Below are 12,229 nucleotides of genomic sequence, written 5' to 3' on the forward strand. Positions count from 1 at the left end.
TCATAAAATTTTTACTAAAATTAAACATGAAGGGGGCTGGATCTGAATATTCTGATCAGTTAAAAAAATCCTGGCCCTTTGCTGCTTGAATTTGAGGTCTGGTATTAATTCTCATACAATATCTCTTCGGCAGCTAATATATAAATCAACTCATTCTTAATCTTATTAATTTCCATCTCAGTCTCAATATCTGAGTTTATTTTTGATCCCCTATCTGACTTTATATTTGTATCATGGCGATCTTTATTTTTTGCAGTATCTAATTTAACTATTTTAGAGGATGGCCTTCCTCCAATAATTTCTTTCATCATCATTTTGTATTCCTCTTGATTTTCAGGATTATCTCTTACCAGATGATAGAATTTCATCAAGATATCTTCCGTGCTCATCTCAAAAAGCTCCATATATTCTTCCAGCGAATCGCTCTCTTCTTCCAATAAATATATTATTTGCTCTGCAAGCTTTTTGATCAATTTTTCCTGATCTATAGTATTTTCCATGAGTATTCTCCCCTTACTCTCCATTTATACTCTTGCTGCTCAGGCATATATGCTATTATAACGTGTATATAAGCCTCTCTCACGGCTTCAATTTCTTTTATGATGTAAATAATGCACATGGGTTATTAAATCAACAGAGATGGTTTTAAGGGCAATAGAGATGACATTTATTTTGTCAATTATAATGGAGTACTGGCCAATAAGTTAAAATTTCTGCAGTGATTGCTTCTGAAATGTATTCTTTTCATATAATTCAATATGCTTTCAGTAAAACCTTCTCAATTTACAAATTGAGAAGGATAATAGGGCAATCAACTCTAACCATCTATAAAATATAGATCTTTGCCACTAATTTTCCCGGGAGTATTCTTCATTCTATAAAAACAATAAAAATTAACCCCCTGTCTTGATGATCTCAAACAGGAGGATAAATAATAGACTATTCATATTCAATTTAGCTTTGATCAGCCAGAAGAATAACTTATTTATGTCGATCATCAATAAAAATATTCTTTATCTTTTCCGCTGTAAATTATACTTGGCTTAAAAGATTTTATCAAAGATTGATCTGCAAAAATAACAGCTTTTTTTAAATCATCATATTTCATATTTACAGCTCATCATTTTGGGCCATATCAATAAATTCAGCGACCAGCCGCGGATCAAACTGACTGCCTGCACATCTTTCCAGCTCCTGCAGCACCTCTTTCCTGCTCATAGGTTCCTTATACGGCCTTCCATTTGCCATTACATCATAGGCATCGACGATGGAGATGATCCTTGATAAAAGAGGTATGTCATCGCCCTGCAGACCCTCAGGATACCCGCCTCCATCCCAGCGCTCATGATGAGCCAGTATTTCATCGGCTACCGAAGAAAAATCATCACAGGAAAGCGCTATCTTGTACCCGATATGAGGATGTTCTTTAATGCGTTCCCATTCTTCTTCATTCAAATTTTCAGGTTTTGTAAGAATATCTTCAGAAATATTAACCTTGCCGATATCATGCAGGGTGGCAAGCAGGGAAAGGTTATTCAATTGATTATTTGAAAGGCCAATTCTTTCTCCCAGTTTTATCGCCATTACCGCCAGGCGGTTGGTATGAGCTTCAGTTTCTGGACTTTTAGCTTCCAGAGAGGATAGTAAGCTTTTTAATATTTTATTGGTGGCACTTTTTTGAGCTGTTAATTTATCCTGATACATTCTGTCATCGGCTTCATTTAAAACTTCAAATATATCCTGATCTTTATCTTCTTTAACAGCATAGCCCACACCTAAAGAGACCGGCAGCCTATCGCTCTCTGTTTTTTTGCACTTTTCTTTTATTCTGCTGAGTATATCCTCAGCCTCCGATTCACCGGTTTTGGGCAGCAATATACTGAATTCATCGCCACCCCAGCGGGCCAGAATATCTTCTTTCCTGAATACATCCTGCAGCAGATCTGCAGTCTTAACAAGCAGTTCATCTCCATATTTATGCCCAAAGCTGTCATTTATTAGTTTCATGCCATTTATATCGATAATAAAAATACAGAGAGGCAGCTGCCTTTCTGTATCCAGGCGTATCATTTCCTCTTCAAAAAATCTTCTGTTATATAATTTAGTGAGGTGGTCATGAAACAGAAGATAATTGATTCTTTCCTCTTTTTCTTTCCTATCAGTTATATCTCTGGCCGCGCAAAGAATCTTTTGGTTTCCCTTTACCCAAATCTTTTGAGCATTGATTTTCACAGGAACTTCATTTCCGCGACCGGTATAAAAATCAGCGGTGAATAAAGTTTCTTCATTTTTATCAATAACTCTGATCAGCTCACTTATACCTTCATCGGACATGAATTTTTCCGGAGACTCATTCTTTAAAGATTTATTATCATATTTGAGATTTTTCAACAGTTTATTATTTATTTCGCTTATTTTAAAACTACGATCTTTTTCATCGACAATATCAAGTAGAAATACCATGTCATTGAGACTGTCAAATATATATCTATATTTGTTTTTCAGAGCCCTGTTTTCTTCATATAATTTTTTGTTTTTGACTAAATTTTTCGCCCTCGCCAGCAGTATATTTTTAGATACAGGCAGGTTAATGACATCATCAGCAATCTCAAACAAATACTGTGCTGCCTTATCTTTTTCTTTTTTAAGACAGATAACCGGAGTAAAAGCATTTTTGTCCGCTTTTAATTTCTTTATCCTGGATTTATATTCTTTAAAATAGCCAAGGTCAAATATTAATAAGTCACAGTCTTTAAAATTTACTGAATTATCAGAAAAAATGGTAAAACTACCGCTCAGCAAATTCTGAATGAGTTTTCTGTCTTTTTGATTGGACACCATCAATTTGATTTTTGTTCGGTTATCAGCCATGATTGCTTAATTCCTTTCCGCTGATAACACTCAGATTTTTCATAAGCTCTTCTGCCTCCAGTTCATACCCTGCCAGTCATGATAAAAATTAATAAAGCCGTCCTCTGGCGATAGTTGACAGATATAATAACTCTGGATATTATCACAAAGATGAAAATTCATATATTCACCCTGAGATAATCCAAAACCTTTGCTTTTCATGAAATGATTTCTGGATTGCCAGATAATATGCCGCTCAAGTTCTCCATCGGCTCCCCCACTTCCAGCCCGTACTCTGTTATCTCAAATTCTCTCAATTTTGTCTCAAAACTGCTCAACCTCTTTTTCAACACTCCAATCGCCTTCTGCATACCACCGCTGAGCTCTATATAGCGCAGAATAATCACATTATCCGCCAGATAACTGATCTGGTCATCGGTAACCTGGAAATCTCCGGTAATATTGGGAATCTCATTGGTCATGAGAATGGTAACATTATTATTGAAAAGAAACTTTCGCATCGAATCAAGAACTTTTATCAGATCATTTTTTCTCCAGTTCTCATCTTTAAAATGTGAATTAAAAGCTGTAATACTGTCGAGCATGACCAGTTTGGTGTCATTCTCCTCAACTTCTTTCTTAACACGATGAACGAAGAGTTCCGGAGAAATCTCCCCGCTATTGACTGAAAATAACTCCAGATTATTATTCTTGACCATTTCTTCTATGGGTATATTGATGGATTTGGACCTCTGTTTTAAAATTTCTTTGCTCTCTTCCAGAAGATAAATAACAGATCTTTCTCCTCTTCCAGCCGCTTCCTTCATAAAAGTTAACCCCAGCGAGGTTTTACCAGAACCTGTGGGCCCGGTGATAATCGTATTCGTGCCCCTTTCGATTCCTCCATGCAGCAGTTTGTCGATTTCTGGGACACCTGAGGAGATAGTCTCCCTATCAGCTGCCATATCTTTATCAGGGGAAAAATCGGGGTTTAATCTGGGATAAACTTTCATCCCTTTCTCGTTCAAAATATAGGTATGTAATCCTCTAACAAAATCAGAACCTCTAATTTTGGCAATCGAAATTTTTCTCTCGTCACCCCGGGTTTTTAAACTAATGATTCCATCGCTGATAAATTGCAGGTCATCATCGGGACGGCTGCCCACCTCCGATACCAGCATAGGGGTGGTTTCCATATCAGCCATTAATTTAATCAGAGACTGAATATTTTTGCGAAACCGATAATCATCCGGAGATAAAAAGCGCAGCTGGGTTAATCCATCGATAAAAATTCTTTCTGGTTTCATGGCCTTTATCTTTTTGGATATTTCCTCCAAAAGGGGCTGCTCTTCGACCTCAGCCGAGGGAAAGACACTGTAATCTTCCTTTTCTACAAACTGGCTGGAGGGACTCAAATCCAAAAATTCAATCTTTTGGATGGGAAAATCTCTTTTTTCGGCATTTCTTACAATTTTGGGTCTGGGCTCGGAAAGCGAGATAAATAAACGAGAGCTATCTGTAGATAAATCAGCACATAGAAAGTGTAAACCCAGCGTAGTTTTTCCACTCCCAGCTCCTCCTCTCAACAGGTAAGCATCGCCAGGAATTAATCCTCCTTCCAGTATAGAATCCAGACCGTTTATTCCCGTAGATATCCTGCCCTCAACATCCATATCTTTAAAGATCTCCTAAAACAGCTAGTAGCTTTTATATAATCAAAAAGCGTATACATTCATCAGGTCAAATGAATTCAGGCCATTATTAAAGTTGCTTTTATAAAACTATTATAACATGATTTAGACAATCTACAAAGCTTTTATAGAATAATATTGTCACCAGGGGGGGTTTAATTGGAAAAGCGAGTGGAGTGGACAAAACTTTTATCTTGCCCATCGATATTTTTTCAGGCAGATTATGAATTTGTGATATCTCTTATTATTCATGATATAATTACTAATGGTCTTAATATCATTAGAAATAAAACAACGGGAGTGTTGAAAATCAATACCGAAATACAGAGCCTTTTAAATGCCTGCAGCAGAACCGAAAACAGCATCCAGAACGTTCTCAGAAAAGCAGAATTGGCCGCCAAAAACAAAGGAGATAACGATTTTCTAAGATGGATCAAAAATGAACTCGAAGGATATCAGCAGAAAGAAGAGCTGCCTGACTTTAGAATAATAGAAGCTGATCTGGCAGTTTATGATGCTTTTCAGGGCTGGCAGATACTTCAACAAAGCGCGAAAGAAATCAACTCAGAAGCTGCTGAAGCCAGCATTAAAGAACCAGCTTCTGAGCTGGAAAGTGTGTTGGAGGAAAGTAAAGAAGAAGACGTTATGATCAGCATCGATATTCCCGAAGATATCGAAGAGGATCTGCGCAGCGAACTTAACCTCAAAGCCGATTTTGCTCACGTGATCCGACCGCCCCAGCTTTCTATAATTCTGGAAGAGATCACCGGAAAAATTCACCGCTGGGCGCTGGAATCCTCGCCGGAGAAAGATGCCATAGAAGTTTGCCTATCTATGGATAAAATGTTAAAAGACCGGGAAAACAAAAAGAAACTGGCCGAAAAATTTTCCCGCTTATCAGAAATCCTGAAAAAAGAAAATATGAATAAAGAAGCTCTCAAAGATAATCTCATGAGTGTCAAACGTCTGCTGGATTAATATAAGCTGCCATCAAATAAAACCGCTTCTTTCCTGATGCAATCAGGTATGCCACCCCGTTTTTAAAGGGGTGGCTTTTTGATGCCCCAACGGGGTAATTTTATATGCCTCAGCCAGGTGAACCAGCTGCACCTGAAGTGCTGCAGGAAAGTAAACCTATTGAACCAAAGGTCTGCTTAACATTTTCGCTCCCGCATTCTGGACAGTTTATTTCCATACTATCACGTTCTTCCATGCTTGCTTCAATTGTAAATTCTTCATCGCAATCTTTACAGACAAAGTTATAAGAAGGCATCTGTATATAATTCCCCCATTTAGTATTTTTAGCTTTTCAAACTCTATTATATTTCAATGACCTGTTATTCTCTGTTAAATAACCAACATGTTGAGTCCATGGCCTAAAAATAATGCCCCCGGCTCAGAATGTGCCGGGGTGAGCGTGAGCTCAGTGATGAGCTCTCGCGAAAGGAGCGCAATTTTTTAACACGCCAATTTAACAGCTGAAAACAGGAAGATCTATTAAACCATGATAACCCTTAATTTTCCTGGCGCTGAAATCTTTTTCAAAAAAGATTTTTATTCCAGCAGATAAATATGATAACTTTTAGATATCTCCCTGGCAACCTCAGAGAGCTGCGGGATGCTGGTTTTTACCTTCTCACTTTTTGGTCCTAAAAATTTGCTGGCATGTTTTATGGCATTAAAAGTTATCAAATCCCAGAGATAACCCAGATCACTTTTATCCGGTTCACCGGGGCGGTCGCTATCGCCAGTAAAGTCTCTGTAATCGGGATCTGAACTATAAGTCATAAGATTAAAGACGTTGGCATCGCTGACTATATTCCAGCCGGATCTTTTGAGTGTCCCTCTAAAGAATGCCCGACGTCTGGATTTTTCAACATCCCAGTATTTCGGTTTATTCCATTTAAAACCTACGGCAAGCACAGCCGCACCATATTTGGGCCGCAGACGTTCGAGAAATTTTCTGATATATGCTCCCCAGCCCATCTCTTTTACCAGCTCTTCATCGAAATAATCTCCCGCATGATGGATAACGTTCTGACAGATAAGAACATCGGCATCCGGCAGAGAGTCCAATTTATCCAGATCAATCATCTTCTGCTCGAATTCAGCTCTCTCGGAAAGTTCCATAGCGGCTGCAATTTTTCGACCCATTGCCAGCATATCTTCCTTGATATCATAAATTTTTGCCTCTTCGGCCAGATCTTCATCGAGCAACGACAGGGAAAAATGCCCACAATTCCCACCTATATTTACAATATCTCTGAAATCACAGTCTTCAAAATATGATTTTATAAAGCTGCACCTGGCTTTAACTCCTTTATAATCCGATTTATTCTCGAGATCCAGTCTGCGGGCCAGCCTTTCCGGCAGCTGCAGATATTCATACTGCTGCTCCTGCAGCAAAATTTCCCTCAATTTTGCCTCGTTCATACTTTCGTGCTTCATAACATTCGCCTCCCTGAGAGTCAAAAATCCTGATCCTTAATTATATCGGTGAATATATAAAAAAACATTGTACCTTGACTAAAATCAAGCTGCCTGACTTTTTATTCAGGGCCTGTTTTTACACTGTGAGCAGCTTTTCCGAGTTCAGTCCTGCTCACCAGAGACTCTCTATAAATAGTATCACTTCTGGCGACCCAGGCTGATGTCAAAGTAACTATGGCCGCCGGCTTCATCATCTCCACTCCAAACATCTCGCCTGCCATAATCAAAGTTGTGACAGGTATATGAGCTGCACTTCCCAGCCCTCCCACAGCACAGGCAGTAACTATAGCCAGTGGAAAGGGATAATTAACAAGACCGGATACAATTCCGCCGGTCAAAGCTCCTATAGTCAGACTGGGGGCCACAACTCCTCCGCTGCCTCCGCTGCCTATGGTAAAGCTTGTAGCCAGTATTTTACCAAACAGCAGCGCCAGCAGGAAAAAAATCGAAATATCATGTTGTACCGATATCTTTTCCACCAGTGAAATACCCGTTCCCAGAACCAGAGGAGTCATAAATACAGCTGTCAGGCCCGTCAGAGCACCTCCGATGGTCGTCTTCACATACTGCGGAAGATCATACTTTTCGTTTAATTCCTCATAACCATAAAGGGTCTTAACATAAATTAGACTCACCAATCCCACCAGAATGCCTATTCCCACAAAAAGGAGTATATCTCTTTCCGGAATGAAAGCATAACCATCGGGAATAGGAAAAGTAAAAAGCCTCGTCTGACCTAAAATTACAGCATAAACATAAAAAGCGGTTATGCTCGAGACAAAGCTGATAAAAAGTGTGTTATACTCCACATCATCCATATAGAGAACTTCGGCTCCAAATACTCCCCCGGCTAAAGGGGCGGTGAAAATAGCTCCAAAAGACGCCCCCATACCGCAGACTACAATTTTTCTCATGTCTTTAAGACTAACTCCCAGCTTATCTCCTATAAAATAACCGATGCCGCCTCCCATCTGCACGGTCGGCCCCTCTCTTCCAGCCGAACCGCCAAAAGCTATGGTAAATACACTGGCAAGCAGTTTGATGGGCACTACAATTACATTGACCCTGCCCCAGTTATCGTTATACGACTTGATGATAGCATCCGTTCCGTGACCGGCAGCTTCAGGAGCAAAGGTGCCTGTAAGAAAACCGCTGGCAAAAAGGCCGATCACCGGCATAAAAAATACAAAATTGGTCTCTTTAATGCCGGCCAGCATATCAATGCTCCAGTTTAAGGTCGCGGTGAAAACCACAGCCGCCAGTCCCACGGCGAGACCTACGATAATTGCTATAATTGTCCATCTGCCGATATATATCAAAGAACCAAAAGTTTCTCTGGTGTCTTTTCCGGGTTTTAACATGGAATCAACCTCCAGGAATTGGCGGTTTTAATATTAAATTAAAATTTGATGAGTTTCTGCTTGATTTTTGATTTTTCCTCGCGAGAAAGATATATTATTTCGTCTCCTGCTTTAATTGACTCAATTTCGTTGGCCATGTTATATTTACCCTTTCTAATAATCAATACCGGACAGACACTATCATGAGTATACTTTTCACTGAAGCTTTCACATGCAGTGCCGATCAATTCGGATCCCTCTTCCACTTCTGTGACATTAAACTGAATTTCATTATACATATTTTCTACCATTTTAACAAAATCAATACCCTGCAGTCTGGTTATAATCTCGGCCGAAAGAGCATCGGAAGGCTGAAGTATATAATCAAAATCCATCAGCTCAGCCAATTCCTGATAATCATGGTTGTTAACCTTGGCAATAACCCTATTCAACCCCATTTTCTTGGCCGCTTTAGCAGCCAGAAGGTTGGCATGGTCACTGCTGGTCACTGCTATAAAAACATCCGAATCAGCCACTCCTGCTTCCTCCAGGTTGCTGGGATAGGTAGCATCACCCCAGACAATCTTCACGTTTGAATATTTTTCAGAAACCCTCTCACAGACCTCTGCATCCTCATCGATCAATACAATCTCGTGTTCATTATTCTGTTGAAAAAACTTCATCAGCTTCTGCCCTGTTTTATGACCGCCGGCGATAACTATCTTCATTGATAGTCCCCCTCAAAATTTTTTGCTAATCCTTTTTGATCGTCAACTTATATTTTCGAAATAATTTTATTCACAAAAATTAAAATCTTTATAATGAATTCTATTTGCCTGTAAAAGATAATATCACAAATATGGCTTTTTTCAAGAAAGAAAAATACATATTTTTGTGAACTATTTGGGATAAACTGTAGAGTCAGTATAACATAAAATTCAGTCGGGGAAAATTAATTCCTGCTATTTTTCCGATAAAAATTTAATTTAAAGCCTTTCAGCGCCCAAAACAGGGAAATTTCCCGACATAAAAAATAATTGGGCAAAAAGACTTGACTAACCTGCAGGGGTGTGTTATTGTTTATGTTGTCGGGCAGAAAAAATATTGCTTAACCGCCCGATTACTACAAGGAGGAATAATTTAAATGATTTACACAGGTACAGTTAAGTGGTTTGATGACAAAAAAGGTTTTGGCTTTATCGAAAGAGAATCTGGCGACGATGTTTTTGTTCACTTTTCCGAAATTGAGCAGGACGGTTACAAAAGTCTTGAAGACGGTCAGGATGTAGAGTTCGAAGTAGTTGACGGTGAACGCGGTCCCCGCGCAGAAAACGTGGTTGCTGTATAAATAAGTAAATAATCATCGTCTAAATATATATAATATCAGCTGTCTGAAGCACTTCCGGGCTACATAAGCCTGAAAGTCCAGTCAAACAGCAAAACCCTGCCCTGACGGGCAGGGTTTTTTCATTGCATTGCATTTTGCAGGTTTTAACCTGTGGTTCTTTTTGTTATCAGCTGATAGATATCGTATAAAATCACTATCATGATAATAATGGCTGGAAGATATAAGAAAACGCAAAAAGAACCTAACCTTTTTTTCAAGACTGCTCCTTATCAAACTGACACAGGGCATCCCTGTATATTCTTTTAAGAGGTATCCCGTGTTTTTCGGCCAGAGCTCGGCAGTCCTCGTACTCAGGGGCGACATTCAATAATTCACCATTATCAAGGGCTATTTTCAATTTCACCGTTCCCCATTTCGTCTCCACCCGAATTATCTCCCTTTTTAAGCATCTTCTTTCTATAGAACTTTCCACCCTCACTCCCAGAGAACTCGTTTCTTCAAGTATGAGTTTAGAAATTTTTTCCACATCTTCATCTGCACACAGTACATTTAAAATATGACCGGGTCTGTTCTTTTTCATCTGCACAGGAATAAGATAAACATCGAGCGCACCAGCAGACAGGATGGTTTTCATAACATGCTGATAAAATTCAGGGTTCATGTCATCTATATTGGTGGAAATCCTGGTTACCTGCTGTATTTGAGTTTTATCCGGGCCATCTTTATAATCGCTTTCTTCCACAAAATCTCCTGTGGTCACCCTCAACAAATTTGGTATTTCAAGATTTTTAGTTCCGGCTCCATAACCGGTGGATTTAACCTTTAGCTCAGGCATCTCATCAAATCTATCGGCAAGTGTGGTAATCACCGCCGCCCCGGTCGGTGTCACCATTTCAGCGTCTATCCCACGGGAAAATACAGGCACTCCCTTCAATAATTCGAGTGTAGCTGGCGCCGGCACCGGCAGGCTGCCGTGAGCACAATCGACAAATCCTGTACCGGTGTGCAGCGGAGAGGCCACTATCCTTTCAATTCCCAGCATATCGAGACCTATAACCGCTCCTGCTATATCCACTATAGCATCTACAGCGCCGACTTCATGGAAGTGAACCTTATCAGGCGGAAGATCATGTACCCTGCCTTCCGCTCTGGCCAGACGGCTAAAAATATTAATTATGTCCTCTTTAATTTTGCTCGAAAATTCGCTGTTATTGATCAGTTCCTCAATATCTTCCAGGTGTCGGACTCTAACTTCCGATTTTTTCTGTTTGCCAGCAGAAGATTCACAGCCTGTATTCAAAAGATCGACTCGAACATATTGTGCACTGATACCGCTGCGCTTAACTTTTTCGATCTCCAGCAAATACTCCTCAGAAATCCCCAGTTTGTCCAGTTCCTGCTCCCAGGACTCCCTATCAAGTCCCAGGTCAAGAAGAGCCCCCAGAACCATATTGCCGCTTATCCCCGAAAAACAGTTAAAATAAGCATCCAAAATATTTAACCTCCTGTATCTTTTTTCGTCCGATGGCTTCTCTGCTATCTCTCAATCTATTTTCTTTATTGATACTGCCCTGTCATTATCCCCAAATGCAGTTCAAATTCTTTCGGAGAAGCTCTCATCTTTAGCTTTTTCTTGTTATCAGTTGCTAGATATCGTATAAAATTACTATCATGACAATAATAGCTGGAAGATCCCTTATTTAATCACTTGATTATTTCTCATCCTTTTCATACTTCTGTAGAGATTCCATTTTGTTGATCGAGCTGGCCAGATAGGCAGCTCCAAATCCGTTGTCAATATTGACAACCCCGATGCCCGATGCACAGCTGTTGAGCATGGTCAGAAGTGGTGCGATTCCTTCCAGATTGGTTCCATAACCGGCGCTGGTGGGAACTGCCACCACAGGACAATCAACCAATCCGGCCACAACGCTGGGCAGAGCTCCATCCATGCCGGCAGCCACTATAATCACCCGGGCGCGATAAAGCTTTTCAGCATTTTCGAGCAGGCGGTGAACTCCAGCCACTCCGGCATCGGTCAGTTTTTCCACAGCATTACCCATTATTTCGGCTGTTTCAGCTGCCTCTTCCACGACAGGTTCGTCGGCTGTACCCCCGCTCACCAGCAGTATCTCTCCCCGCCTGGGAAGGGGATCATTTTCTCTGATGATCACCCGCCCTCTCTCATTGTAAATGACATCATCAACCTGCTGACTGACCGCTTCAAAAACTTCAGGGTCAGCCCGGGTGGCCAAAAAATTATCGCTTTTTTCAGCCATTTTTCCCATGATTTTGGCTGCCTGTTCGGGCGTTTTCCCTTCACAGAGAACTACTTCCGGAAACCCCCGGCGGCGGGCCCTATCATGATCAATTTTGGCAAAACCTATATCCTCATACCCGGGATCTTTGAGATTTTCCATGGCTTCTTCAGCAGAAATATTACCTTTTTCAACGCTTTCGATGATCTGCTTGAGTTTTTCATAATTGTTAAACATGGTTTTTCCTCCCAG

Annotated in this window: 11 protein-coding genes; 2 read left to right on the forward strand and 9 right to left on the reverse strand. The window is 40.2% G+C overall.

Annotation, left to right across the window (positions count from 1 at the left end; genetic code table 11):
* Positions 1-104: 104 nt before the first annotated feature.
* From BLT15_RS08230 to BLT15_RS08240, 3 genes are all read right to left on the reverse strand, one after another.
* Positions 105-524, reverse strand: coding sequence for a hypothetical protein (locus tag BLT15_RS08230; RefSeq protein ID WP_234985559.1), 420 nt, complete (start codon positions 522-524; stop codon positions 105-107).
* 586 nt (positions 525-1,110) lie between these two features.
* Entirely contained in the window at positions 1,111-2,871 is a 1,761-nt protein-coding gene (locus tag BLT15_RS08235) for a sensor domain-containing diguanylate cyclase/phosphohydrolase (RefSeq protein ID WP_089760603.1), read from the reverse strand.
* A 197-nt stretch (positions 2,872-3,068) separates the two neighbouring features.
* Positions 3,069-4,523 (reverse strand): ATPase domain-containing protein, encoded by a 1,455-nt coding sequence (locus BLT15_RS08240; protein ID WP_089760605.1) that lies wholly within the window; start codon positions 4,521-4,523, stop codon positions 3,069-3,071.
* Between the two features lie 321 nt (positions 4,524-4,844).
* Here BLT15_RS08240 and BLT15_RS08245 point away from each other — a divergent pair, with 321 nt between their 5' ends.
* Positions 4,845-5,519: an AbiTii domain-containing protein gene (locus tag BLT15_RS08245; protein ID WP_143423044.1), complete on the forward strand. Its 675-nt coding sequence runs from the start codon at positions 4,845-4,847 to the stop codon at positions 5,517-5,519.
* A gap of 109 nt (positions 5,520-5,628) precedes the next feature.
* On the opposite strand, the gene BLT15_RS08250 is transcribed toward BLT15_RS08245, so the two are convergent.
* The 4 genes from BLT15_RS08250 to BLT15_RS08265 all read right to left on the reverse strand — a co-directional run bounded on the left by BLT15_RS08250 (position 5,629) and on the right by BLT15_RS08265 (position 9,099).
* A complete protein-coding gene (locus tag BLT15_RS08250; RefSeq protein ID WP_089760609.1) occupies positions 5,629-5,814 on the reverse strand; it encodes an FmdB family zinc ribbon protein in 186 nt (61 codons plus the stop codon).
* 281 nt (positions 5,815-6,095) lie between these two features.
* A complete protein-coding gene (locus BLT15_RS08255; RefSeq protein ID WP_089760611.1) occupies positions 6,096-6,989 on the reverse strand; it encodes a class I SAM-dependent methyltransferase in 894 nt (297 codons plus the stop codon).
* Between the two features lie 101 nt (positions 6,990-7,090).
* Positions 7,091-8,392, reverse strand: coding sequence for a chloride channel protein (locus BLT15_RS08260; protein WP_089760612.1), 1,302 nt, complete (start codon positions 8,390-8,392; stop codon positions 7,091-7,093).
* 38 nt (positions 8,393-8,430) lie between these two features.
* A complete protein-coding gene (locus tag BLT15_RS08265; RefSeq protein WP_089760614.1) occupies positions 8,431-9,099 on the reverse strand; it encodes a potassium channel family protein in 669 nt (222 codons plus the stop codon).
* A gap of 416 nt (positions 9,100-9,515) precedes the next feature.
* On the opposite strand from BLT15_RS08265, the gene BLT15_RS08270 reads away from it, so the two are divergent.
* Positions 9,516-9,719 carry a cold shock domain-containing protein gene (locus BLT15_RS08270; RefSeq protein WP_089760615.1) on the forward strand — a complete coding sequence of 68 codons (204 nt, stop codon included), beginning with the start codon at positions 9,516-9,518 and terminating at the stop codon, positions 9,717-9,719.
* A 253-nt stretch (positions 9,720-9,972) separates the two neighbouring features.
* Here BLT15_RS08270 and larC read toward each other — a convergent pair whose 3' ends face one another.
* Both larC and larB read right to left on the reverse strand, forming a co-directional pair.
* Positions 9,973-11,211 carry a nickel pincer cofactor biosynthesis protein LarC gene (gene larC, locus BLT15_RS08275; protein WP_234985560.1) on the reverse strand — a complete coding sequence of 413 codons (1,239 nt, stop codon included), beginning with the start codon at positions 11,209-11,211 and terminating at the stop codon, positions 9,973-9,975.
* A gap of 220 nt (positions 11,212-11,431) precedes the next feature.
* A complete protein-coding gene (gene larB / locus BLT15_RS08280; protein WP_089760618.1) occupies positions 11,432-12,214 on the reverse strand; it encodes a nickel pincer cofactor biosynthesis protein LarB in 783 nt (260 codons plus the stop codon).
* Positions 12,215-12,229 lie beyond the last annotated feature (15 nt).

The sequence above is a fragment of the Halarsenatibacter silvermanii genome, assembly GCF_900103135.1.
GTDB classification, from domain to species: domain Bacteria; phylum Bacillota; class Halanaerobiia; order Halanaerobiales; family Halarsenatibacteraceae; genus Halarsenatibacter; species Halarsenatibacter silvermanii.